Origin of the sequence: Streptomyces sp. NPDC051561, assembly GCF_044454195.1 — a bacterium.
Lineage (GTDB): Bacteria > Actinomycetota > Actinomycetes > Streptomycetales > Streptomycetaceae > Streptomyces.
This window is the reverse complement of record NZ_JBITDM010000002.1, coordinates 625,360-649,237: the sequence shown is the minus strand read 5'-3', so window position 1 is coordinate 649,237 and position 23,878 is coordinate 625,360. Positions and strand designations below refer to the sequence as shown.

Sequence of the window (23,878 nt, the reverse complement as noted above, 5' to 3'; positions counted from 1 at the left end):
GCACGTATGTCCACCTAGACGGCGGGGGAGGCTAACCGGTTGTACGGACAAGGCGGTTCACGTGTCATGAATTGGCAACAACGAGGGAGCTGCGCCGCTCTACCCGCGCGCACCGTGTGCCGTACAGCGTGATCCCGGCGACGCCGGCCACGGCCAGCAGGCCGAGCGCCACCGTCGCGTCCCAGCCGCCCGCGTGGAAGGCCGTCGCGCCGAGCGTGCCGCCGACGCTGGAGCCGAGGTAGTACGCCGACTGGTAGAGCGCGGAGGCCTGGGCGCGGCCCGACTTCGCGGTGTGGCTCACGGACGAGGAGGCGACCGCGTGCCCGGCGAAGAAGCCTGCCGTGATCAGCACCAGCCCGGCCAGCACCCCCACGAGCGAGTCGGAGAGCGAGAGCAGCAGTCCGACGGTCGTCGTGGACACCGCCAGGTAGAGCGCCCCGCGGCGTCCTGTCCGCGCCACCAGCTTGCCCGCTCCCGCGGACGACACGGTGCCCACCAGATAGACCAGGAAGATCGAACCCACCACGCCCTGCGGCAGGCTGAACGGCGCCTCGACCAGCCGGTAGCCGATCACCGTGTAGACCGCGCCGAAGACGGTCATGAAGAGCGCCCCGATCGCGTAAAGCCGCCGCAGCAGCGGATCGGCCAGATGGCCGCCGACCGTCTTCGCCAGCACCTTCGGGTTCAGCGTCCCGGGCCGGAAGTTGCGCGCCTTCGGCAGCATCAGCCGGAAGACCACGGCGCACACCAGCGCCATCAGCGCGACGGCCGCGAGCGCCGCCCGCCACCCCCACAGCTGGGCGACCCAGCCGGTCACGATCCGGCCGCTCATCCCACCGATGGAGTTGCCCGCCACGAACAGCCCGATCGCCGCCACCAGCGCCTTCGGCCGCACCTCCTCCGCCAGGTACGCCATCGCGGAGGCCGGCAGTCCGGCCAGCGCGGCACCCTGCACCGCACGCAGCGCGATCAGCCAGCCCACGTTCGGGGCCAGCGGGATCAGCAGGGCGACCGCCACCGCGATCGCCAGCGAGTACGTCATCAGGGTGCGCCGCCCGAACCGCTCGGAGAGCGCGCTCAGCGGCAGCACGAACAGGGCGAGCGCCCCGGTCGCCGCCGACACCGTCCAACTCGCCTGCGCGGCAGTGACGTTGAGGTCGGCGGAGATCGCGGGCAGCAGCGCCTGCGTGGAGTAGAGGAGGGCGAAGGCCGCCATCCCGGCCGCGAAGAGCGCGAAGCTCATCCGGCGGAAACCGGGGGAGGAGGGGGCGATGCGCGCATCAATGGGCGCGTGAGACCCACCCGAAACAGAGGAATCGAAGGAAACGGAAGGCGCGGCGCCCACAACAACAGGTATGGACGCCGTGGTACTGGCGGAAGGCATGCCTAGAAAGTAGATCCCGCCTTCTCATGCGTCCAATGCACAAAACCGCGATACTTCATCCCATGCAGCATCAGTACAGCTCACAGGGTCGCCTGTCACCGAGCAGTTACACAGAAGACATTCGGTATCCCAGTGCGGCCGGGGTGCTGGCGCCGCGTCTCGCCCAGTTCGCGGCGGTCGCCCGCCACGAGCACGTCACCCGGGCCGCGCACGAGCTCGGCGTACCGCAGTCGACCCTCTCCCGCGCCATGGTCCGCCTCGAACAGGACCTCGACGTCGCCCTGTTCGCCCGCAAGGGCCGCACCGTCTCCCTCACCCCGGCGGGCCGCACCTTCCTCACCACCGTCGAGCGCGCGCTGGCCGAGGTCGAGAAGGCGGCCGACGCGGTGCGCGCGGACGCGGACCCCACCACCGGCAAGGTCGCCTTCGGCTTCCTGCACACCATGGGCTCGGAAACCGTGCCGGCCCTGATCCGCGCGTTCCGCGCCGACCACCCCCACATCCGTTTCCAGCTCGTCCAGAACTACGGCGAAGCCATGCTGGAGCGCCTGCGCGCCGGAGACCTCGACCTCTGTCTGACCTCACCGGTCCCGGAGGCCCCCGACCTGGTCTCCCGCCGCCTGGACGAACAGCGCCTGCGCCTGGTCGTCCCCGACGACCACCGCCTCGCCGCCCGCAAACGCATCCGTCTCGCCGAGGCCGCCGACGAAACCTTCGTCACCCTGGAGCCCGGCTACGGCCTGCGCCGGATCACCGACGACCTGTGCGCCGAGGCCGGCTTCCGCCCCAAGGTCGCCTTCGAGGGAGAGGAGGCGGAAACCCTGCGCGGTCTGGTCGCGGCCGGCCTCGGCGTCGCCCTGCTGCCCCCGCCCGCGGTCGCCCGCCCCGGCGTCGTGGAACTGACCGTCACCGCTCCCCGCGCCGCCCGCGAGATCGGCGTCGCCTGGCTCGACGGCCACCCGGACACCCCGCCGGTCGCCGCCTTCAAACGCTTCCTGCTGTCCCGCCGGGGCCACCTGCTCCCGGAAGTCATGCAGGTCATGTCCGTCCCCCCGGACGGCCCCGCACCCGCACCTCCCACGGACCGACCCGCCTCCGCCCCTACGGACTGACCGCCAGCACCAGATACGCCGCGAACAGCGACAGATGCACCCCGCCCTGGAGCGTCGTCGCCCGACCCGGTACGAGGGTCAGCGTGCCCACCGCCACGGTCAGCACCAGCAGCACCATGTGGGTGGCCCCGAGGCCGAGCAGCAGTGGCCCGTCCATCCAGATCGACGCCACCGCGACCGCCGGAATCGTCAGGCCGATGCTGGCCATCGCCGACCCCAGGCCCAGGTTCAGACTCGTCTGTACGCGGTCGCGCCTGGCCGCCCGTACCGCGGCGATCGACTCCGGCAGCAGCACCATCAGCGCGATCACCACACCGACCACCGAAGCGGGCAGCCCGGCGGCGTCCACCCCGGCCTCGATGGTGGGCGAGACCCCCTTGGCCAGTCCGACGACCGCCACCAGCGACACCGCGAGCAGCCCGAGGCTGACCGCGGCCACCCGCGCGGACGGCGGATCCGCGTGCTCGTCCTCGTCGATGACCTCGCCCTCCTGGGTCACCGGCAGGAAGTAGTCACGGTGGCGCACGGTCTGCGTCAGGACGAACAGTCCGTAGATCACCACCGCGGCCAGCGCCGCGAAGATCAGCTGGGTCGGTGAGAACTCAGGACCCGGCGCACTCGTCGTGAACGTCGGCAGCGCCAGGCTCAGCCCGGCCAGCGTCGCCACCGCTCCGAAGGCGGACACCGACCCCTCCGGGTTGAAGACGGCCACCTTCCGCTTGAGCGCCCCCACCAGCAGCGAGATGCCGACGATGCCGTTGAGCGTGATCATCACGGCGGCGAAGACGGTGTCCCGGGCCAGCGACGCGCTCTTCTCGCCGCCATCGGCCATCAGCGTGACGATCAGCGCCACCTCGATGATGGTGACCGCCACCGCCAGCACCAGCGAGCCGAAGGGCTCCCCGACCCGGTGCGCCACCACTTCGGCGTGGTGCACGGCAGCCAGCACGGCCCCGCCGAGGAAGACCGCGAGCAGCGCGACCACCGCACCCGGCATGTCCCGCCCCCACGAGAAGGCGAGCAGGACCAGTGCCAAGAGGGGCATGAAAGTCGCCCAATGCGTTACCCGAACCCGGTCAATACTCGCATTACTCATGATTCGAGTATGAGTGGCAGCCTCCACGCCGCGCACGGCGGGTCCCGTTCCGGACGCCGCCCCTACTTCTGCCCGAACCCCAGCGCCAACGGCATCCGCAGCCCCAACGGCGGCGGCGCCGCCAGCGCGTCCGCCACCGGCCGGGCGAACGGCCGCCCGAACACCGCCCCCAGCACGAAGTCCGACACCAGCGCCCGCACCTCCGACCGGTGCTGCCGCATTCCGTGCCCGTCCGAGTGCACCTCGAAACGGCAGGTGTCCCGGTTCGCCTTCTTCGCCCGCTCCGCGAGCCGGAACGACAGCTCGGGATCCGCCCGCTCGTCGTTCGTCCCGTGCGCGATCAGCACCCGCCGCCCGACCAGCTGCCGTACGGGTTCCGCATCGGCCCCCGCACCCTCTGCCGGCAGCCACGGCGCCAGCGCCACCACCGAGCTCACCGCCTGGTGCCCGCCCGCCCGCAGTGCCGCCCGGCCGCCCATGTCCAGCCCGATCAGGCTCACCGGTACGTCCCCGTACCGCCGTACGACCTCGTCCACCGCCCAGTCGGCGTCGGCCGCCAGCCGGGCGTCGTCCCCGTTCCAGCCGCGCCCGCGGTACCGCACCACGTGCACCGCCAGTCCCGCCCCGGCGCCCGCCGAGGCGAGGTCGCGGGCCAGCGGGCGCACCACCGCCCGGGCCCATGGAGAAGGTCCGCGTGCGGACTGAGGCTCCCCGCCGGGCAGTACCAGCGCCACTCCGCCCACCGTGCCCGGAGTCCCAACGGCCCGCCCCAGCCGGGCAGTCGGGCCCGGCTCGACTTGCTGTGTCATAACAGAACAGTCTCAGAACCCGAGATGGACTCCACCCGTCCGCACGGTCACTGTTACGTATCGACCGGGCGCGATCTACGCGCGTAGGGCTTAGAGTGCGCAGATGACGAGCCAGACCACGCGCCCGAGCACGGGCAAGAGCACCGGCCCCCACACCGCCCAGGCCCTCAACACGCCCACCGCGGACCAGATTCGCCGCGCACCGAAGGTGCTGCTGCACGACCACCTCGACGGCGGGCTCCGCCCGGGCACCATCGTCGAGCTCGCCCGCGACTGTGGTTACCAGAACCTCCCCGAGACGGATGCCGACAAGCTGGGCATCTGGTTCCGCGAGGCGGCCGACTCCGGTTCGCTGGAGCGCTACCTGGAGACCTTCGCGCACACCTGCGCCGTCATGCAGACCCGCGAAGCCCTCTTCCGGGTCGCCGCCGAGTGCGCCGAGGACCTCGCCGAGGACGGCGTCGTCTACGCCGAGATCCGGTACGCCCCCGAGCAGCACCTGGAGGGCGGACTCACCCTCGAAGAGGTGGTCGAAGCGGTCAACGACGGCTTCCGGGAGGGCGAGAAGCGCGCAAAGGCCAACGGTCACCGCATCCGCGTGGGCGCCCTCCTGACCGCGATGCGGCACGCCGCCCGCGCCCTGGAGATCGCCGAACTCGCCAACCGCTACCGCGGCCCCGGTCCCCAGAGCGGAGTGGTCGGCTTCGACATCGCGGGCGCCGAGGCGGGCTTCCCCCCCACCCGCCACCTCGACGCCTTCGAGTACCTCAAGCGCGAGAACAACCACTTCACCATCCACGCCGGCGAGGCCTTCGGCCTGCCCTCCATCTGGCAGGCCCTCCAGTGGTGCGGCGCCGACCGCCTCGGTCACGGAGTGCGCATCATCGACGACATCCAGGTCGCCGACGACGGCGAGGTGAAGCTCGGCCGGCTGGCCGCGTACGTCCGTGACAAGCGCATCCCGCTGGAGATGTGCCCCACCTCCAACCTCCAGACCGGGGCCGCCACCTCCTACGCGGAGCACCCCTTCGGTCTCCTGCGCAAGCTGCAGTTCCGCGTCACGGTGAACACCGACAACCGCCTGATGTCCGGCACCAGCATGAGCCGCGAGTTCGAGCACCTGATCGGCGCTTTCGGTTACACGCTCGACGACATGTTGTGGACCACGGTCAATGCGATGAAGAGCGCCTTCATTCCTTTCGATGAACGTCTCGCCATGATCAGCGACGTCATCAAGCCCGGTTATGCCGAGCTGAAATCGGAGTGGCTCTTCCAGTAACCCGCTCTGATCAGGGGTTTTCCGGAGGTTGCCAAGTTGATCTCACGCGGAACATATGCGGCCGCGAATATCAACTCGCGGCCGCGCCGGGGTGTTTGCGGGGTGTGTGGGGCTCTGGCTAGCTTGCAGAGCCGCTCACTTCCCCCCACCCTGAGGACGTTGTTTTCATGAAGCAGTCTGCTGCCAAGACCCTCGGTGTCGCCGCGCTCGGTGCGGCCTTCGCCGCCACCGCCGCCGGTTCCGCCGCCGCGGCCGTGGGTCCCTCCGTACCGGACGCGGCCGGTGCGCTGACCGCCGTCACCTCCGCCCTCCCGGTCGACCAGGCCACCAGCAAGCTCCCGGCCGGTGCCCCGGAGGCCCTGAACGCCGGCAAGGACGCGCTGGGCAGGAGCGCCGCGACCGCCCCCACCACCGCCGCGCAGAGCCTCCCCGCCGGTGAAGGCGCGGACCCGGTCAGCGGTCTCCTCGGCGGCCTGCCCACCAAGGGCCTGCCGACCCAGGGCCTGCCGACCCAGGGCCTGCCCACCGGTGCGGTCCCCGGCCTCGGCGTCGTACCGTACGCGTGCGGCCCTCTGCGCAGGGCTGTAACCGTTCCTTACCAGGCGGTCTTCGCGGTCTTCTCGCCCGGCAGGAACACCCACAGGCCCAGGTAGATCAGGAACTGCGGTCCCGGCAGCAGACACGAGGCCAGGAAGATCACGCGCATGGTGGTCGCGGAGGTGCCGAAGCGCCGTGCCAGCGCTGCGCACACTCCGCCGATCACACGGCCGTCACGGGGGCGGACAAGTGCGGTCATTGCGGGCTCCTTCGCGAGCATCTGAGGCTCAGTGGGGGAGCCTCCGTCGTGGGCTCCCGATGTACTCAATACTCCTCGGAAGGCTCCCGCCGGGCATCGCTCTACGGGGCGACGCCAACCCTGGAAATACTCGGGGTAGCCCCGAGCCTGGTCTCCTCCCCAGTCAGGGGCGCACCCCCTACCCGGGTACGAGACGTCCCCCACCTGCGCCGCAGCCGTGACCTTGTCAGGGGTACGACGAGGAGATGGGCGAACGCCACCCCCACCGTGTTCAGCAGCAGCGAGTCCACGTCCACGACCTGACCCGGCACCCCGGTCTGCCACAGCTCGATGCCGAGCGACAGCAGGGCGCCGGCGGCCACGGTACGTACGAGGGAGGCGAACGGGGACACGAAGAGCCGCCCGCCCACCATGGGCAGCAGTACCCCGAGCGGGGCGAGCAGCAGCAGCCCCTCACCGATGAGGCGGGCCGCCTGGAGGGGACCGAGCGCCAGATCGGCCCGGATGCCGGCCAGCGGCCGGAAATTGGGTGCGGTCACCCAGAGCACATCGTCGAGGGGACGCAACGTCACCCAGGAGACGAGCAGCAGATGCGCGAGGAGGAGAAGACTCCCCGTCACGCGGAAGCGGATGACGGCACTGCCGCTCAGACCTGGACGCACGCCCCCCAAGACGCCGGGTGCGCACAAATTGGTTCCACCAAGCCCCACCCAGCCCCCCGAAGAGGTTTAGACCCAGCCCCCACCCCCGTCAGCCCCCTCGGACGGCGGGGCCGCCCCCCACTCCCGATACCCCCGCCCCCTTGCCCGCCCCGGCCCACCTACGCCCCCGTACCCCCTACCGCATCGACGGCGTCGCCCCCGTAGGCCGCAAGTCCCCCACCGCCGGCACCCCCTCCGGCCGCGCCTTCAACGCCGCCGTGCACTGATACTTCCGCGGCGGGTCCTCCGAAGGACCCCCCAGCTCCACCGACCCCCCGCCATCGTCCGCCGCACTCCCCGAAAACGTGCACACGATCTGCGCCAGCCCGTGCGGCGGCAGATCATCCGGCTGCCTGCTCAGCCGCAGCGTCTCGGCCGGGTCCCCCGGCCGCGGCCCGCTCACCGTCAGCGACCCCCGCACGTCCGTGCTGAACCCGGCCCGCTGCTCCTGCTCCGACGGCTCCTCGCGCAGCTCGTCCAGCAGCGCCCGCGCGGCCCGCATCCGGTCCGCCGCCATGGCCTCGGCCGACACATCGATCTTCCGCTGCACGGAGACCAGCCCGGCCCCGCAGACCAGGAAGACCCGCACCGTGCTGGCCGACTGGGACCGCTCCGCGTCCGTCACCGCGGGGACGTCGCAGGACACCCGGGACGGCGCCGCCCCCGCGTCCACCGGCACCTGAGTGGTCCGGATCCCGCACCCCGCCGTGCCCGCGAGCACGGCCAGCGCCGCGACGGCGACCGCACCCCGCCGACGTACCGCAACCGCGTCCCACCTCATCAGCTCTCCCCCCGGGCCGAGCCCTGAGACCCGTGCGACCCCTGAGACCCGTGCGACCCACGAGACCCGTGCGACCCACGAGACCCTTGCGGCCCCGGGCCGGCCCTGCCACCCTCCGCATCCCCCTCCGCCGGCTCCTCCGGCGAGAGGTCCCTGGGCAGCCGCAGGGTGAACACCGCACCCGCCTCGGGAGAGTTGGCCGCGCTGATGGTGCCGCCGTGGATCCGCGCGTTCTCCGAAGCGATCGAGAGCCCGAGCCCGCTGCCCTCCGAACGCGGCCGCGACGCACTCGCCTTGTAGAACCGGTCGAAGACATGCGGCAGCACGTCGGCGGGGATGCCGGGACCGTGGTCCCGTACCTCGATCACCAGCTCGTCGTCCACGGCCCGCACGGAGACCCCCACCGGCGAACCCCCGTGCTTGAGCGCATTGCCCACCAAATTCGCCAGGATCACATCCAGCCGCCGAGGATCCAGCCGCACCATCAGCCCGCGCTCGGCGTCCAGCTCGACCGCGTCCAGCCACGCCCGGGTGTCCAGACAGGCCATCACCTGCTCGACCACATCCACGTCGTCGAGCACCAGCCTGGCCGTCCCCGCGTCGAAGCGCGTGACCTCCATCAGGTTCTCGACCAGATCGTTCAGCCGCCGCGTCTCGCTGACCACCAGATGCACGGCGGGGGCGATCATCGGATCGAGACTGTCCGCCTCGTCCTCCAGTACCTCCGCCACCGCCGTGATCGCGGTCAGCGGCGTCCGCAGCTCGTGCGACATGTCGGCGACGAAGCGGCGGCTCGCCTCCTCCCGCGCACTCATGTCCGCGACCTTCTTCTCCAGCTGGGCGGCCGTCCGGTTGAAGGTGCGTGAGAGATCGGCAAGTTCATCGGTCCCGGACACCCGCAGCCGGGTGTCCAGCTTCCCCTCGCCCAGCCGCCGCGCCGCGTCGCCCAGCCGCTGCACCGGCTTCAGCACGGTGGTCGCCGCAGCCTGCGCCAGCAGCGCGGAGCCCAGCAGCGCCAGCCCCGTCGCGATCCCCAACGACCAGGCCAGCGAATTCAGATCGTCCCGCTCCTGCTTGAGCGAGGTCAGCATGTAACCGGTGGGCCCGCCGCCGATCACCTTGGTCCCGCCCACCAGATACGGGGTGCCGCGCAGCGTCGTACGGACCCAGAACAGGTGGTACGGGTAGGCGTTCCCGGCGGTGACCGGCTGGGCCCGGTTGACCTGGTCCCTGAGTTTCGGCGGTACGTCGTCCAGGGTGAAGGCGTTCAGGTCGGAGTACCCGACGACCGGCTTGCCGCCCTCCATGCTGCCGACCAGCAGCACGTTGTAGCCGGGGCTGCTGCTCATCACCGCCATCTGCTCGGCGGAGTTCTGGAGTTCAGACTGGGTGGGATGGAGCGGCAGGGTGGCGACCCGGCTCTGCATGGACTGGCGGAAGTCGTTGAGGGCGCTGTCCTGGGTGCGCGTCAGGACGGCCTCGCGGTTGAGCCAGTACGCGATCCCCGCCACCGACACCGCGGCGGTGAGCGCCACCAGCGCGAAGACCACCACCAGCCGCAGCCGCAGGCTGGTCCAGCGCAGCCCGGCGATCAGGGCGCGCTTCACCTTCGTACTCACGAAGGCGAGTCCAGCCGGTAGCCCACGCCACGGACCGTGCGGATCAGCGTCGGCGAGGACGGCACGTCCTCCACCTTCGCCCGCAGCCGCTGGACGCACGCGTCCACCAGCCGGGAGTCCCCGAGGTAGTCGTGTTCCCACACCAGCCGCAGCAACTGCTGCCGGGACAGCGCCTGTCCCGGCCGCCGGCTGAGCTCCAGCAGCAACCGCAGCTCGGTCGGTGTCAGTTGCAGGTCCTCGCCGTTCTTCGTCACGGTCATCGCGGACCGGTCGATCACCAGCGAGCCGAACGACGCCGCGTCGTTGGCCTCCCGCTCGCCCCGCCGCAGCACGGCCCTGATCCGGGCGTCGAGCACCCGCCCCTGCACCGGCTTGACCACGTAGTCGTCCGCGCCCGACTCCAGGCCGACCACCACATCGATGTCATCACTGCGTGCGGTCAGCAGAATGATCGGCAGCTGATCCGTGCGTCTGATGCGACGGCACACCTCGAAACCGTCAATTCCGGGCAGCATCACATCCAGCACGATCAGATCGGGCCGCTGTTCGCGCAGCAGCTTCAAACCGTCCTCACCGGTTGCCGCCGTGGCAACACGGTGTCCCTGGCGCGTGAGCGACAGCTCAAGCGCCGTACGGATGGCGTCGTCGTCCTCGATCAGCAACAGGAAGGGCACGGGCTCATTCTGGCCCATGGGGGCGTGCGAGTTCGACAGTTGGAGCGCTCCCATCGCTCCCGGCGCATGTCACACACGGTACGAACGGTGCGTTCCGCTTCGACCTTGAGCCTTTACGGCCCCCTGTGACGCGCCTGTGACAGTCGCCGGACACCGTGATGAAACTGCGCGGGCAAAGTCTTCATCACACGGACCGATACGAACTCCACCGACGGGGGGCGCGAGATGAACGCACTGCACAGCACCAACTCAAGCGCAGTTGTCACGCGTCTCCACGACGTCGTACGGAGCATCGAGAAGTCCGGTGCTGTGACCGGGCGGGGGTGCGGTCGCGGCACCGGGCGTCAGCGGTCGTCTTCGTACACCACGTACATGACGATCGTCGACGTACCGGGGGGGAACACCGGGGGGCCCCAGGGGGGGACCAACGGGGGGAACGGGGAAGCTGCCGGGGGGACGCTCGCAGGAGCGTCGGCAGCGCAGACGGCGACGTACGGGGAGAGCTCGGGGGAGCGGGCGCACGCGACTGCGGCGGAGGCGGAATTCACCGCCTACGTCCAGGAGCGCCGCGCCTCCCTGTACGCAACCGCCTACCACCTGACCGGCGACCGCTTCGAGGCCGAGGATCTGCTGCAGAGCGCCCTCTTCTCGACGTACCGCGCCTGGGACAGGATCAGCGACAAGGCCGCGGTCGGGGGCTATCTCCGCCGCACCATGACCAATCTGCACATCAGCCAGTGGCGTCGCCGCAAGCTGAACGAGTACCCGACGGAGGAGCTGCCGGAGACGGCACTCGACACGGACGCCATGCGCGGCACCGAACTGCGCGCGGTCCTGTGGCAGGCCCTGGCCCGCCTCCCCGAACTCCAGCGCACGATGCTCGTCCTGCGCTACTACGAGGGCCGCACCGATCCCGAGATCGCGGACATCCTCGACATCAGTGTCGGCACGGTCAAGTCCAGCATCTGGCGCTCGCTGCGCCGGCTGCGCGAGGACGAGGTCCTCAGCTTCGGCCGTGACGAGGAAGAGTCCTTCGGCGAGCTGGTCGCCTGAAGGGCATGAGGTGCTCGGGGACGAGAGCTGGTCGTCCCCGAGTCACGGGGGAACCCGCTCGTTTCGGGGGAGACGGCGGGGAGCACGGGGGTACGGGGAAAACGGAGCGGGACCACGTCGGCCGGGGGGTCTGACGAGGTCCCGTTTTCGTTTTCCCGGTCGTGCGCCGGGGCGTGGCCGCCCTGGCTGCCGTTTCGCCGCGGGTACCGCTATTGCGCCGCGGGTATTGCCGTTACGCCGCGGGCTCCGCCGTGCTGGTCGTCGGTACGGGGGCGGAGGCCGTCGCCTCCGGGCGCACCGTCCCCGTCCGGGCGACCGCCCCGGGGCAACGGCCCGCGGCCGCCGCCGCCAGCCGCCCCAGCGCCTCCTCCTTGCCGCACGCGTGCGCACCCAGCGCCACCTGCCGTGCCACGATCCCGCGCTCGGAGCGCATCAGCCGCCACCCCCGCCGCAGCAGGAACGCCACCGACTTGCGGCCCTCGCGCAGATCGCGCGCCAGCCGCCGCCGGAAGGTCGTCGACGGCCGCCCGCGCAGACACAGCGCGTCCGCCAGCATGCCGAGCTCCCGGCAGCGGGACACGATGTCCGCCGCGAAGATGCCCTCCGCGATGAACAGGGGCGTGCGCTCGATGTCGAGCGCCTCCTCGTCCACCCGTGCGCTGATGGAGATGTCATACACGGGAACGGTGGTACGTCCGGTCCGGCAGAGTTGCGCGACGGCGGCGACCGCCGCGTCCGCGTCCCACGACAGCGGCGAGTCCCAGTCGATGTCGCTGGAGCCCGCGACCTGCGGCAGGGTCGGGTCGCCGGCCTCCTTGTAGAAGTCGTCGAGCCGCAGCACGGGCAGGCCCGCGCGCGCGGCGAGGGAGGACTTCCCGGAGCCGGAGGGGCCTGCGAGGAGGACGACGCGGGCGGGTAGGGGAGATGAGCTCACGGGAGACAAGTGTGCGGCATGGTCCCCCGGGAGGACTCCCCGGGCGACACGGACGGCTCCGGCCCGCCCACTCAACTACGCTGCGTATCTTCACGATTACTCGTCACTCATGCAGAGAGATGGTCCCCGCACATGGCACGTCACGCAGCCCCCAAGCCCCCGCGCCGCGCCCTCCTCCAGGCCGGACTCACGGTGACCGCGGTCGGCGCGGCCCTCTCGGCGGGTGCCGGAGCGGCCCAGGCGGCACCCGCGCCCGCGCCGGCCGGCGTCGGCCAGACGGCCGATGACGCCCCCACTCCCGGGCAGGCCCTGACCGACGCGGTCACGCACTCCGCGGCGGCCGGTCTCGGCCCGGCCAAGAACATGCGTCTCAACCCGCTGGCAGGCACCGACGTCGACCCCCTCAACAACACCATCGGCACCCAGGTGGCCGACTTCAAGCCGGTCTCCACCGGGGTGGCCACGGCCCCCCTCACCAGCGGCGGAGCCCTGAAGGACCTCCCCCTGGCAGGCGGCCTCACCGGCATCATCCCGGGCTGACGCCGGTCGGCTCCGCCGCCCGGGGGCCCAGGGGTGGGGCCCCGGCGGCGGAGCCGGGCCCCGCGGCTCAGAGGGCCAGCAGCACGATCACTCCGACCAGCCCCACCAGGCACGGCACCAGAATCTCCCAGGCCCACCGCACGGAAGCCTCGCCCTGTGCCTCCGGCCGCCCCGCGTTCCGCTCCGCGAGCTCCTGGAGGTCACGCACCGCCTGGTCGCCCCCGGCGAGATGGCCGTCCGGCCCGGAGCTCCCCGCCGCCGACCCTCGCCCGAACGGCGTCCGCACCGCGTTCGGATCGTCGGACGCCGCCGCCTTCGCCTGGTTCCGCAGCGCCTTCTTCCGGTGGCGCAGGGACACCGGGACCGCCCACAACTGGTACTTCGCGCCGTCCGCCAGCACCTCGCTGGAGTACCCGGTCCTGACCGCGTCCACCTTCGCCCACGGCAGCACGACCGTCCGGAACGGGTTCCGGATCCGCAGCCGGTCCTCGTTCGCGTACACCGCAGGCCGCAGCAGGAAGGCCGTCACCAGGGGCACCACGAGGGCCAGCCCCGCCACCACCGTCCACACCGTCCGCGCATCGGACTTGACCATCGCGTCGATGCCCAGCCAGAGGGCGACCGCGAGCATCAGAACGCCCCAGAAGACGTTGGCGCCGGAGCGGAAGACCCGGTCGGCATAGACCGTCGTATCGTCCGTGGACGCCTTCGCCGGCTTGCCCTTCGACTTGTCGGGGCCGTCGGCGGCGGGAGAGGGGCCGGTGCTTGTCATGAGGCCGATTCTGCCCGACGGCGGTTCGGATGCCAGTACGGGACCCGGGCCGTGACCTGGTCGGCACCGGGCCGAGGCCGCACCGGTACCGGCCGGCGCCGCACCGGTGTCGCGCCGCCACCGCGCAGGGGCCCGTGCCGGGGGCCGAAGGAACCACGTACCTCCTCAGGCTGTACAGGCCGCTACGCGCGTAGATATGCTCCAGTGGTGACCATGCCCCTCTCTGCATCCGCTCCCGCATCCGCTTTTGTCGACGCGACCGCGTCCGACAGCGCACTGCGCCGCTTCCTGCACGGGCTGCCCGGCGTCGACGCCGTCGGCCTGGAGGCCCGCGCCGCCGCGCTCGGTACGCGCTCGATCAAGACCACGGCCAAGGCGTACGCCATCGACCTGGCCATCTCGATGATCGACCTGACCACGCTCGAAGGCGCGGACACCCCGGGCAAGGTCCGGGCACTGTGCGCCAAGGGCGCCCACCCGGACCCCACCGATCGGACGACCCCGAGGGTCGCCGCGATCTGCGTGTATCCCGACATGGCGGCCACCGCCAAGGAGGCGCTGGCCGGTACCGGCATCAAGGTCGCCTCGGTGGCCACCGCCTTCCCGGCGGGCCGTGCCGCCCTCCCGGTCAAGCTGGCCGATGTGCGCGACGCCGTCGAGGCGGGCGCGGACGAGATCGACATGGTGATCGACCGGGGTGCCTTCCTCGCCGGGCACTACCTGAAGGTCTACGAGGAGATCGTCGCCGTGAAGGCGGAGTGCGGGGACCGCGCCCGCCTCAAGGTGATCTTCGAGACCGGCGAGCTGTCGACGTACGACAACATCCGCCGTGCCTCCTGGCTCGGCATGATGGCCGGCGCCGACTTCATCAAGACCTCGACCGGCAAGGTCGGCGTCAACGCGACCCCGCCCAACACCCTCCTGATGCTCGAAGCCGTACGGGACTTCCGCGCGCAGACCGGCGTCCAGATCGGTGTGAAGCCGGCCGGCGGCATCCGCACCACCAAGGACGCCATCAAGTTCCTGGTGCTGGTCAACGAGACCGTGGGCGAGGACTGGCTGGACAACCACTGGTTCCGCTTCGGCGCATCCAGCCTGCTCAACGACCTGCTGATGCAGCGTCAGAAGCTCAGCACGGGCCGTTACTCCGGCCCCGACTACGTGACGGTGGACTGATCCGCATGACTTTTGAGTACGCACCCGCGCCGGAGTCCCGCGCGGTCGTCGACATCGCGCCGAGCTACGGCCTGTTCATCGACGGCGAGTTCACCGAGGCGGCCGACGGCAAGGTCTTCAAGACCGTTTCCCCGTCGACCGAGGAGGTCCTGTCCGAGGTGGCCCTGGCGGGACAGGACGACGTGGACCGCGCCGTGAAGGCGGCCCGCAAGGCGTTCGGCAGCTGGTCCGCGCTGCCGGGCGCCCAGAGGGCGAAGTACCTCTTCCGGATCGCCAGGATCATCCAGGAGCGCAGCCGCGAACTGGCCGTCCTGGAGACCCTGGACAACGGCAAGCCCATCAAGGAGACCCGCGACGCGGACCTCCCGCTGGTCGCCGCGCACTTCTTCTACTACGCGGGCTGGGCCGACAAGCTCGACCACGCCGGCTACGGCGCCAACCCGAAGCCGCTGGGCGTCGCGGGCCAGGTCATCCCCTGGAACTTCCCGCTGCTGATGCTGGCCTGGAAGATCGCCCCGGCGCTCGCCACCGGCAACACCGTCGTGCTGAAGCCCGCCGAGACCACCCCGCTCTCCGCGCTCTTCTTCGCCGACATCTGCCGCCAGGCCGGTCTGCCGCGCGGTGTCGTCAACATCCTCCCCGGATACGGCGAAACGGGTGCCGCCCTGGTCGGCCACCCGGACGTCAACAAGGTCGCCTTCACCGGCTCCACCGGCGTCGGCAAGGCCATCGCCCGCGCGGTGGCGGGCACCAACAAGAAGGTCACCCTCGAACTGGGCGGCAAGGGCGCCAACATCGTCTTCGACGACGCCCCCATCGACCAGGCCGTCGAGGGCATCGTCACCGGCATCTTCTTCAACCAGGGCCAGGTCTGCTGCGCGGGCTCGCGCCTGCTGGTCCAGGAGTCGATCCAGGACGAGCTGCTGGACGCCCTCAAGCGCCGCCTTTCCACGCTGCGCCTCGGTGACCCGCTCGACAAGAACACCGACATCGGCGCGATCAACTCCGCCGAGCAGCTCGCCCGGATCAAGGCCGTCGCCGACACCGGCGAGGCGGAGGGCGCCGAGCGCTGGTCCGCGCCCTGCGAACTCCCTTCCTCCGGCTACTGGTTCGCCCCGACGCTGTTCACCAACGTCACCCAGGCGCACACGGTGGCCCGCGACGAGATCTTCGGCCCGGTGCTCTCCGTGCTGTCCTTCCGTACGCCGGACGAAGCAGTCGCCAAGGCCAACAACACCCAGTACGGCCTCTCCGCCGGCATCTGGACGGAGAAGGGCTCGCGCATCCTCGCGGTCGCGAACAAGCTCCGTGCGGGCGTCGTCTGGGCCAACACATTCAACAAGTTCGACCCCACCTCGCCGTTCGGCGGTTACAAGGAGTCGGGTTACGGCCGCGAGGGCGGCCGCCACGGCCTGGAGGCGTACCTCGATGTCTGAGTCGACCGACGTGAAGCGCCTGAGCGTTTTCAAGACCTACAAGCTGTACGTGGGCGGCAAGTTCCCGCGTTCCGAGAGCGGCCGGGTGTACGAGGTGGACGACAACAAGGGCAACTGGCTCGCCAACGCGCCCCTCGCGTCCCGCAAGGACGCCCGTGATGCGGTCGTCGCCGCCCGCAAGGCCTTCGGCGGCTGGTCGGGCGCCACGGCGTACAACCGCGGCCAGATCCTCTACCGCGTCGCCGAGATGCTGGAGGGCCGCCGCGAGCAGTTCGTCCGCGAGATCGGCGAGGCCGAGGGACTGTCGAAGTCCAAGGCGGGCGCGGTCGTCGACGCCGCGATCGACCGCTGGGTCTGGTACGCGGGCTGGACCGACAAGATCGCCCAGATCGCGGGTGGCGGGAACCCGGTGGCGGGCCCGTTCTTCAACCTCTCCACCCCCGAGCCCACCGGTGTCGTCGCCGTCGTCGCCCCCCAGGACTCCTCCTTCCTGGGCCTGGTCTCGGTGCTCGCCCCGGTCATCGCGACCGGCAACACCACCGTGGTGATCGCCTCGGAGAAGGCCCCGCTGCCCGCTCTCTCGCTGGGTGAGGTGCTGGCCACCTCCGACCTCCCCGGCGGTGTCATCAACATCCTGACAGGCAGGGCTTCGGAGATCGCCCCCTCCCTCGCCGCCCACCAGGACGTCAACGCCATCGACCTGACGGGCGCGGGTGCGGGCTCCGACCTGGCCCGTGATCTGGAGATCGCGGCGGCCGACAACCTCAAGCGGGTACTGCGCCCGTCGGCCTCCACCGACTGGACCGACCCCCAGGGCACCGAGCGCCTGACCGCGTTCCTGGAGACCAAGACGGTCTGGCACCCGACGGGTTCACTGGGGGCGTCGGGCTCGGCCTACTGAGCGGTACTCCCCGAACTCCCCGTACTCCCGTTCGTCCGGAGCCCCCGTACCCCGCCGTGGATTCCGGCGGGGTACGGGGGCTCGCCCGTGCGCCGGGGGGGGGGGGGCACCCGGGCCGTGTCACGGCGTGCCGTCGATTCTGTGCGTGGCTGGTCACGGGTGTGGTCAACTCCCTTCGCGATCAGTGCGGCCCCACTACCCTGGGACGCTCATCAACCCATGGGGCGACAGGGGAATGACGCCATGGCCGATACCTGGGACGAGATCCGGGCCCACTGGGACAGCGCGGTACAACTCGTGGACAGCGACCGGTCCAGATCCACGGAAGAGTTCGGAGCGGTCAGCGGCGGACTGGGGCTCTCCCAGTACCCCGTCGCGCTGACCGGTGAGCCCGGCGCGGGCAAATCCGTACTCTTCGACGCGCTCTCCGGCCTGGTGGGCGTCGGTGACGTCGAGTCGCGCCGCAGCCCGGACCGCGAGGAGGGGCACCGTACCTTCCTCCTCGGAGCCAGGAAGGTACGGATCTCCGGAGTGGTCGTACCCGGTCAGGAGTCCATTCAGCGCGAACGCGCCATGAACCTGATCCTGAGTGAGAAGACCTCCGCCCAGGGGCTCATCCACGTGGTGTGCTGGGGGCACAACAAGGTCTGGGACCGCACCGGGCAGCGCGCCCTGGAGCGCAACGTGCGTGCGCCCGACGGCACGATCAGCCCCGACCGTACGCGCGAATGGCACCTGGAGAAGGAGCTCGCGGACTTCGAGAAGCTCTGCGACCGGATCATGGAGACGGGAGCCGCCACCCGCAGCCTGCGCTGGGTGATCGTCGCGGTGACCAAGACCGACCTGTTCTGGGACCGGATCGACGAGGCGCGTGACTACTACATTCCGGGCAGCGGTCTGTCGAGGCAGTACCAATCCGCGGAATCGGGGTTCTGCGCCATGCTGCGCGACCTCATCGACCACAACGACCGGCTGAGGGTCGCCGTCCTCCCCATGAGCTCGCAGCTCATCCGGCACAGCTTCAGCGATTCCCTGCGGCCCCGGTTCAGCCAGATCGACAGCGTGGGGGTGGGAAGACTGCGTGAGGGTTTCTACCGGTCCCTGCAACGACTGATGTGAGGCGCGGCGTGCAGGAGCACCAAGGGGAGTACGAAGGGGAGCGCGAGGCTGTCGCGCGCGACGGCAGCACTTTCGAGCAGGCCCTGCGTGGCGCGGAGGAGCTGCTGAGGAGCACCGGCCGTCTCCGGCTGAGGCTGCACGGCGTGCGGCTGGCACTGTCAGCCCCGGCCGTGCTGGCGCCGCTCGTCGTGCTCGTCGTGACCGGCGAAGGGGGCTGGGCGCTGGCCGTGATGGTGGCCGCCCTGGCCGCCGCGGCCGCGGCGCGGACCCGGGTGGAACGCGCCACCCGGCGCGAACTCGACGACAGCGTGGCGCAGTTGGAGCAGACCGTCGGCATGCTGCGTGAGGTCTTCGTGCATGTGTCACGCCAGGAACGGTGGGAGCAGTCCCGCGTCAGGACCACCCGGGAGCGCCTGGCCCGGTTTTCGATCGAGCAGAGAGGGGGGTGGCGATGAAGCGGCTGCTGGCTTTCGTGGCCCTGGCCGGAGTGGCGAGTTTCCTGGTCCCCAGTGCGGTGGTGGCTGTCGCCAGGGGCAGCAGTGTGGCGGACGGGATGTCCGCGAACTGGGACGCGGCAGCGGCCGTCTGCGGGCTCTTCGCGTTCGGGCTGCTGGAACTGGGCTGGGGAGGGTGGCTGTGCTTCAGCGTCTCGGGGGCCTTCCACGACAACAACATCGTGGCAGGTGCGGCCAACGCCCTGCTCGGCGCGGCTTCGCTGGCCGCTGCGGCGATCGTGCTGTGGAGCGTACTGCTCTGATCTGCTCCCGTGCTGGCCGAGGCGCTACGCACGGAAGCGGTGGCGGTACTCCGTCGGGGTCGTGTTCAGGACCCGGCGGAAGGCCCGGATGAGGGTGTCGGTGGTTCCGAAGCCGCAGGTGGTGGCGATGCGGTCGAGGGTGGCGTCGGTGGATTCGAGCTGGTTGCGGGCGCGTTCGACGCGGACGGATTCGACGTAGGCGCTCGGTGTCATGCCGAGTTCGTTCTTGAAGATGCGGGTGAGCTGCCGGTCGCCCACGTGGGCGTGGGCGGCGAGATGGGCCACGGTCAGCGGCTGGTCGATGTTGTCCATGATGTGGAGGCGGAGGTCCTCGATCCGGCGGGTGGTGGCGACCGGCTGGAGCGGGATGCTGAACTGGCTCTGGCCGCTGGGGCGTTTGAGGTACATGACCAGCTGACGGGCGATGCTCAGGGCGATGGCCTCGCCGTGATCGTCGGCGACCAGGGCCAGCGAGAGGTCCAGGCAGGCGCTGATGCCCGCGCCGGTCCAGACGTTCCCCTCGCGGATGAAGATCGGGTCGGCGTCGACCTCGACCAACGGGTTCTCCGAGGCCAGCTGTTGGGCGGTCGACCAGTGGGTGGTGGCCCGCTTGCCGTCGAGGAGGCCGGCGGCGGCGAGGAGGTGGGCGCCGACGCAGACGGAGGTGATGCGGCGGGAGCGGGCGGCGAGCTTCTTGACCCAGGCGACGACTTGCGGATCCGTGAGCGCCTGAACGCGCCGGTCGCTGTCGACGGCCACGGAGCCGGGGACCAGGAGGGTGTCGATGGGGAGTGCGGCGACCTCGTCGAAGGTGGCGTCGGGGAGGATCCGTACGCCCGCGGAGGTGGTGACCGGAGCGGTGGTCTCCGCGGCGAGGAGCACCTCGTAGCCCGTCGACGCGCCCCCCAGCTCCCGGCTCAGGAGGGCGAAGACCTCCGGAGGCCCAGTGACGTCGAGGAGGTCGACGCCCTCGAAGAGGAGGATGACGACGGTACGTTTCACGGTGCCGAGGGGGTCGTCCGGATCTGTGGGACTCATGGTGTCTCCGGTGGTGGGAGGGGTGAGCTCGATGTCGGTATCTGCATGTTAGATGCCATTGCCGACATCCGGGAGGGCTCCTAGCGTGGTGTGTGCAGCTCGCCGGTGACGGCGGGCGGCGGATCCCCCGACGAGAACGAGGCGGTACACCCATGCCCAGCACCACCCTGCGTACGATCAGCGGCCTCGACGAGACGCCCGCGTCTCTCGCCGGCTCCACCCTGATCCTCGTCGACTACCAGAACACCTACGTGCGCGGCGTGATGGAACTTGAGGGCTGGCAGGCCGCCCTCGACTCCGCCGCCGAACTCCTGGGCCGGGCCCGGGAGGCCGGCGCCAGGGTCATCCACGTCATGCACGACAGCGGTGAGGGCTCGCCGTACGACATCCGCGCGGAGATCGGGCAGATCCACCCGAAGGTCGCCCCGGCCGAGGGCGAGCCGGTCGTCGTCAAGACCGCGCCGAACGGCTTCTTCAACACCGATCTGGGCGAGCACGTCGACGCGGCGGGCAACGAGGACGTCGTCATCGCGGGCTTCATGACGCACATGTGCGTGACGTTCACGGCGGAGGGCGCGTTCCTCCGCGGCAACCGGCCCACGGTCGTCGCCGACGCGTGCGCCACGCGGGCGCTGCCGTCCGTGAGGGGCGCCGTGCCCGCCGAGCAGATGCACCGCAGCGCGCTGGCCACCATCGGTGACATCTACGGCGTCGTCGTACCGGACGGGAAGTCGCTTGCCTGAGCCGGCCGGTAGACCTCCCAGACGTACAACATCCTTACATTTCAAGAGAGTTGGTAATTTCGTGACCCGCCAGGCCTCCCTTTCCCGTACCGGCGTGACCGCTCTCGCGGCTGCCGCCGGCATGGCGCTCCTCTCCGCGTGCGGCGGTGCCGCCACCGCGAAGGAGCAGCAGGGCGGCAGCGGGACGGGGAGCGGGACGGCAGGGCAGGCCACTGCCAAGGGTGGGTCCGGGCACGGACGTACCCCCTTCACCGCCACCCACATAGGCGGTCCGACCACCGTCATCGAGATAGGCGGCGCCCGCATCCTGCTCGACCCGACCTTCGACCGGCCGAAGAAGTATCCGAGCGGCCTGGAGAAGCAGCAGGCCCCGGCCTTCGGGATCGACAAGCTCGGCCGGATCGACGCCGTACTGCTCTCGCACGACCAGCACGACGACAACCTCGACGACTCGGGCCGTGCACTTCTCAAGGACATTCCGGCCGTCTACTCCACGCCCGGCGCGCACCGGCGCCTCGGCTCCCACGTCACCGGACTGAAGAGCTGGGACTCCCGGACGATCCGGACCAGTGGCGGCAGCGTGAAGGTCACCGCGGTCCCCGCCCTGCACGGCCCCGACGGGGTGGACCGGGGTGCGGACGGAGAGGTCACCGGGTTCGTGCTGAGTGGCCGGGGCGTACCGACGACGTACATCTCCGGCGACAACGCCTCGGTGAAGGTCGCAGCGGAGGCCGGGAAGCGGATCAGGAAGCAGTTCGGCCGGATCGACACGGCCGTCCTCTTCGCCGGTGCAGCCCGCACCCCCGCGATCCTCGACAACGCGCCGCTGACGCTGACGTCGAAGGACGCCGCCAAGGTGGCCAGGGCCATCGACCCGCGCAAGGTGGTCGCGGTGCACACCGACAGCTGGAACATCTACTCGGAGGACATGAAGTCCCTGGTCAAGGCGTTCCGGGAACAGGGCGTCGCGCACAAGCTGGTGAATCTCCAGCCGAATGGCTCCACGAAGCGGCTGTCGTAGCGGCTTCGAGGGGAAACAGGGGGGAACGGGGGAAAAGAGGGGGGAGCAGGGGGGAACGGGGGAAAAGAGGGGGGAACGGGGGAATGGAAAAGGGAGCGCAGACACGGGGCTGCGCTCCCTTTTCGTTGGACGTACGGCCGCGTCTTTCGTTGGACGTACGTCCGCGTCGTACGTCCGCGTCGTACGTCCGCGTCGTACGTACGACGATCCCGTCAGATGCCCGCCGCCGCCGACAGGTCCCGCTTGATCGCGGCAAGCGTTTCGGCCGCCCGCGCACGGGCCGCCGGAAGGGCGCCGGTGTCCGCGACCGGAACGACGACCTCCAGGTAGCACTTCAGCTTGGGCTCGGTGCCGCTCGGGCGGACGATGACCCGGGCGCCTTCGAGGTGGTAGCGCAGGCCGTCGGTGGGCGGAAGGGACTCGGTGCCCTTGGTGAGGTCCTCGGCGGATACGACGGCGAGGCCGGCCAGTGCGGTCGGCGGGTTCTCGCGCAGCCGCGTCATGGCGTTGGCGATGATGCTGAGGTCCTCGACGCGGACCGAGAGCTGGTCGGTGGCGTGCAGACCGTGGGCGACGGCGAGGTCGTCCAGGAGGTCGAGGAGGGTGCGGCCCTCCTCCTTGAGCTCGGAGGCGAGTTCGGTGATGGCGAGGGCTGCGGTGATGCCGTCCTTGTCGCGCACGCCGGCCGGGTCGACGCAGTAGCCGAGGGCTTCCTCGTACCCGTAGCGAAGGTTCTCGACGCGGGCGATCCACTTGAAGCCGGTCAGCGTCTCCTCGTACCCGATGCCCGCCCTCTCGGCGATACGGCCGAGCAGGGAGGACGAGACGATCGACTCGGCGAAGACGCCCGCGTTGCCGTCAGCGGGCTCGCCCTTGCGGACGATGCGGGCGGCCAGCAGTGCGCCCACCTCGTCGCCGCGCAGCATCCGCCAGCCGCCTTCGACGGAGGCGTCCGGGACGGCGACGGCACAGCGGTCGGCGTCGGGGTCGTTGGCGATGACCAGGTCCGGGGCGGCGCGGCGGGCCGCCGCGAAGGCGAGGTCCATGGCGCCGGGCTCTTCCGGGTTGGGGAAGGCGACGGTGGGGAAGTCCGGGTCGGGCTCGGCCTGTTCGGCGACCAGCACCGGGGCGGGGAAGCCCGCGCGGGCGAAGGCGGCGAGCAGGACGTCCTTGCCGACGCCGTGCATCGCGGTGTAGACGGTGCGGGCGGTACGCGGGGAACCGGCGGTGAGGACCGCGTCCGTACGGGCGAGATAGGCCTCCAGGACCTCCTCGTCCAGCGTGAACCAGCCCTCCTCCGGGCGCGGTACGTCGGCGAGTGCCCGGACGGCGTCGATCTCGGCGGCGATCTCCGCGTCGGCGGGCGGCACGATCTGGGAGCCGTCGCCCAGGTAGACCTTGTAGCCGTTGTCGCGGGGCGGGTTGTGGCTGGCGGTGACCTCGACACCCGCTACGGCACCCAGGTGCCTTATGGCGAAGGCCAGTACGGGGGTGGGCAGCGGCCGGTTGAGCACGGCCGCGCGGAGGCCGGCGCCGGTCATCACGGCGGCCGTGTCGCGGGCGAAGTCGGCGGACTTGTAGCGCGCGTCGTAGCCGATGACGACCAGGTCGTCGGTGGAGCGGGGATGGGCGGGCTGCTGCTTCAGGTACGCGGCGAGGCCGGCGGCGGCGCGGATGACGACGGCGCGGTTCATGCGCTGAGGGCCTGCGCCCAGCTCGCCACGGAGGCCGGCGGTGCCGAACTGGAGGGTGCCGGAGAAGCGGTCGGCGAGGTCGGCGAGGGCGTCGGGGTCACCGGCTGCGGCGGTGTCGATGAGCTTGGCGAGCTCGTCCCGGGTCTCGGCGTCGGGATCCTCGGAGAGCCAGGCGCGAGCGCGGGTGAGGAGGTCGGAGGAGGTGGGTGAGGGGGGTGCCTGGGTCACGGGGTCGCCTTTCGGGGGTCGAGGTCGGGGGCGGTGGGGTGGGGTGGGTGGGTATCCGGTGGTACGTCGTGGTTGCTCGCGCAGTTCCCCGCGCCCCTCAAGGGGCGCGGGGAACTGCGCGGCCAGCCACACTCGACCCGCACACGCGTACCCAGCCCGCGCAGCGGTTTCGGGAAGGGGCGGGGTGGGGGAGCCCGCCCCGCAGGGTCATGCAC

The 23,878-nt window shown here is 70.9% G+C and carries 25 protein-coding genes; 13 read left to right on the top strand and 12 right to left on the bottom strand.

What is annotated here, in order from left to right; all coding sequences use genetic code 11:
- Window positions 1–64: 64 nt before the first annotated feature.
- Window positions 65–1,384 (bottom strand): MFS transporter, encoded by a 1,320-nt coding sequence (locus ACIA73_RS07310; protein WP_399437302.1) that lies wholly within the window; start codon window positions 1,382–1,384, stop codon window positions 65–67.
- A 62-nt stretch (window positions 1,385–1,446) separates the two neighbouring features.
- On the opposite strand from ACIA73_RS07310, the gene ACIA73_RS07305 reads away from it, so the two are divergent.
- The gene (locus tag ACIA73_RS07305; protein WP_399437301.1) at window positions 1,447–2,496 is read left to right on the top strand and encodes a LysR family transcriptional regulator; all 1,050 of its coding nucleotides are present in this window, start codon (window positions 1,447–1,449) and stop codon (window positions 2,494–2,496) included.
- Here the strand turns inward: ACIA73_RS07305 and ACIA73_RS07300 are convergent.
- Complete coding sequence (locus tag ACIA73_RS07300) at window positions 2,486–3,541, bottom strand: calcium:proton antiporter (RefSeq protein WP_399437300.1); 1,056 nt, start codon at window positions 3,539–3,541, stop codon at window positions 2,486–2,488. The two genes, ACIA73_RS07305 and ACIA73_RS07300, sit on opposite strands and share 11 nt — an antisense overlap.
- A 113-nt stretch (window positions 3,542–3,654) precedes the next feature.
- Window positions 3,655–4,401 (bottom strand): alpha/beta hydrolase, encoded by a 747-nt coding sequence (locus ACIA73_RS07295; protein WP_399437299.1) that lies wholly within the window; start codon window positions 4,399–4,401, stop codon window positions 3,655–3,657.
- A gap of 103 nt (window positions 4,402–4,504) precedes the next feature.
- On the opposite strand from ACIA73_RS07295, the gene ACIA73_RS07290 reads away from it, so the two are divergent.
- Both ACIA73_RS07290 and ACIA73_RS07285 read left to right on the top strand, forming a co-directional pair.
- Window positions 4,505–5,680, top strand: a complete 1,176-nt coding sequence (locus tag ACIA73_RS07290) for an adenosine deaminase (RefSeq protein ID WP_399437298.1) — start codon at window positions 4,505–4,507, stop codon at window positions 5,678–5,680.
- Window positions 5,681–5,847: 167 nt separating this feature from the next.
- Window positions 5,848–6,333: an ATP-binding protein gene (locus ACIA73_RS07285; protein ID WP_399437297.1), complete on the top strand. Its 486-nt coding sequence runs from the start codon at window positions 5,848–5,850 to the stop codon at window positions 6,331–6,333.
- Here the strand turns inward: ACIA73_RS07285 and ACIA73_RS07280 are convergent.
- The 5 genes from ACIA73_RS07280 to afsQ1 form a co-directional block, all read right to left on the bottom strand.
- Window positions 6,276–6,476 (bottom strand): PspC domain-containing protein, encoded by a 201-nt coding sequence (locus ACIA73_RS07280; protein ID WP_398417384.1) that lies wholly within the window; start codon window positions 6,474–6,476, stop codon window positions 6,276–6,278. The genes ACIA73_RS07285 and ACIA73_RS07280 overlap by 58 nt on opposite strands.
- Window positions 6,477–6,577: 101 nt before the next feature.
- On the bottom strand, window positions 6,578–7,138 hold the full coding sequence (locus tag ACIA73_RS07275; RefSeq protein ID WP_399437296.1) for a VanZ family protein: 561 nt from the start codon (window positions 7,136–7,138) through the stop codon (window positions 6,578–6,580).
- A gap of 175 nt (window positions 7,139–7,313) precedes the next feature.
- On the bottom strand, window positions 7,314–7,958 hold the full coding sequence (locus tag ACIA73_RS07270) for a hypothetical protein (protein ID WP_399437295.1): 645 nt from the start codon (window positions 7,956–7,958) through the stop codon (window positions 7,314–7,316).
- A complete protein-coding gene (locus ACIA73_RS07265) occupies window positions 7,958–9,577 on the bottom strand; it encodes an ATP-binding protein (protein WP_399437294.1) in 1,620 nt (539 codons plus the stop codon). Before ACIA73_RS07265 ends, ACIA73_RS07270 begins: the two co-directional genes overlap by 1 nt.
- Complete coding sequence (gene afsQ1, locus ACIA73_RS07260) at window positions 9,574–10,251, bottom strand: two-component system response regulator AfsQ1 (protein WP_185028289.1); 678 nt, start codon at window positions 10,249–10,251, stop codon at window positions 9,574–9,576. Before afsQ1 ends, ACIA73_RS07265 begins: the two co-directional genes overlap by 4 nt.
- A gap of 225 nt (window positions 10,252–10,476) precedes the next feature.
- On the opposite strand from afsQ1, the gene ACIA73_RS07255 reads away from it, so the two are divergent.
- Window positions 10,477–11,304 (top strand): SigE family RNA polymerase sigma factor, encoded by an 828-nt coding sequence (locus ACIA73_RS07255; RefSeq protein ID WP_399437293.1) that lies wholly within the window; start codon window positions 10,477–10,479, stop codon window positions 11,302–11,304.
- A gap of 232 nt (window positions 11,305–11,536) precedes the next feature.
- On the opposite strand, the gene ACIA73_RS07250 is transcribed toward ACIA73_RS07255, so the two are convergent.
- Complete coding sequence (locus tag ACIA73_RS07250; protein ID WP_399437292.1) at window positions 11,537–12,238, bottom strand: uridine kinase; 702 nt, start codon at window positions 12,236–12,238, stop codon at window positions 11,537–11,539.
- A 132-nt stretch (window positions 12,239–12,370) separates the two neighbouring features.
- On the opposite strand from ACIA73_RS07250, the gene ACIA73_RS07245 reads away from it, so the two are divergent.
- Entirely contained in the window at window positions 12,371–12,778 is a 408-nt protein-coding gene (locus tag ACIA73_RS07245) for a hypothetical protein (RefSeq protein WP_399437291.1), read from the top strand.
- A gap of 67 nt (window positions 12,779–12,845) precedes the next feature.
- On the opposite strand, the gene ACIA73_RS07240 is transcribed toward ACIA73_RS07245, so the two are convergent.
- On the bottom strand, window positions 12,846–13,550 hold the full coding sequence (locus tag ACIA73_RS07240) for a PH domain-containing protein (protein ID WP_399437290.1): 705 nt from the start codon (window positions 13,548–13,550) through the stop codon (window positions 12,846–12,848).
- Window positions 13,551–13,763: 213 nt separating this feature from the next.
- On the opposite strand from ACIA73_RS07240, the gene deoC reads away from it, so the two are divergent.
- From deoC to ACIA73_RS07210, 6 genes are all read left to right on the top strand, one after another.
- A complete protein-coding gene (gene deoC, locus ACIA73_RS07235; protein ID WP_399437289.1) occupies window positions 13,764–14,726 on the top strand; it encodes a deoxyribose-phosphate aldolase in 963 nt (320 codons plus the stop codon).
- Entirely contained in the window at window positions 14,726–16,162 is a 1,437-nt protein-coding gene (locus ACIA73_RS07230) for an aldehyde dehydrogenase family protein (protein WP_399437482.1), read from the top strand. Before deoC ends, ACIA73_RS07230 begins: the two co-directional genes overlap by 1 nt.
- Window positions 16,155–17,063 carry an aldehyde dehydrogenase family protein gene (locus tag ACIA73_RS07225; protein ID WP_399437288.1) on the top strand — a complete coding sequence of 303 codons (909 nt, stop codon included), beginning with the start codon at window positions 16,155–16,157 and terminating at the stop codon, window positions 17,061–17,063. The genes ACIA73_RS07230 and ACIA73_RS07225 overlap by 8 nt, the downstream gene beginning before the upstream one ends.
- A 243-nt stretch (window positions 17,064–17,306) precedes the next feature.
- The gene (locus tag ACIA73_RS07220) at window positions 17,307–18,182 is read left to right on the top strand and encodes a hypothetical protein (RefSeq protein WP_399437287.1); all 876 of its coding nucleotides are present in this window, start codon (window positions 17,307–17,309) and stop codon (window positions 18,180–18,182) included.
- 8 nt (window positions 18,183–18,190) lie between these two features.
- Window positions 18,191–18,637, top strand: a complete 447-nt coding sequence (locus ACIA73_RS07215) for a hypothetical protein (RefSeq protein ID WP_399437286.1) — start codon at window positions 18,191–18,193, stop codon at window positions 18,635–18,637.
- Window positions 18,634–18,939: a hypothetical protein gene (locus ACIA73_RS07210; protein WP_399437285.1), complete on the top strand. Its 306-nt coding sequence runs from the start codon at window positions 18,634–18,636 to the stop codon at window positions 18,937–18,939. The genes ACIA73_RS07215 and ACIA73_RS07210 overlap by 4 nt, the downstream gene beginning before the upstream one ends.
- A gap of 24 nt (window positions 18,940–18,963) precedes the next feature.
- On the opposite strand, the gene ACIA73_RS07205 is transcribed toward ACIA73_RS07210, so the two are convergent.
- A complete protein-coding gene (locus ACIA73_RS07205; RefSeq protein WP_399437284.1) occupies window positions 18,964–19,977 on the bottom strand; it encodes a GlxA family transcriptional regulator in 1,014 nt (337 codons plus the stop codon).
- Between the two features lie 152 nt (window positions 19,978–20,129).
- Between ACIA73_RS07205 and ACIA73_RS07200 the strand changes: the two genes are divergently transcribed.
- Window positions 20,130–20,720 (top strand): cysteine hydrolase family protein, encoded by a 591-nt coding sequence (locus tag ACIA73_RS07200; RefSeq protein WP_399437283.1) that lies wholly within the window; start codon window positions 20,130–20,132, stop codon window positions 20,718–20,720.
- A 94-nt stretch (window positions 20,721–20,814) separates the two neighbouring features.
- Window positions 20,815–21,741, top strand: a complete 927-nt coding sequence (locus ACIA73_RS07195) for an MBL fold metallo-hydrolase (RefSeq protein ID WP_399437282.1) — start codon at window positions 20,815–20,817, stop codon at window positions 21,739–21,741.
- A 212-nt stretch (window positions 21,742–21,953) separates the two neighbouring features.
- On the opposite strand, the gene ACIA73_RS07190 is transcribed toward ACIA73_RS07195, so the two are convergent.
- Window positions 21,954–23,663 (bottom strand): phospho-sugar mutase, encoded by a 1,710-nt coding sequence (locus ACIA73_RS07190; protein WP_399437281.1) that lies wholly within the window; start codon window positions 23,661–23,663, stop codon window positions 21,954–21,956.
- Window positions 23,664–23,878 lie beyond the last annotated feature (215 nt).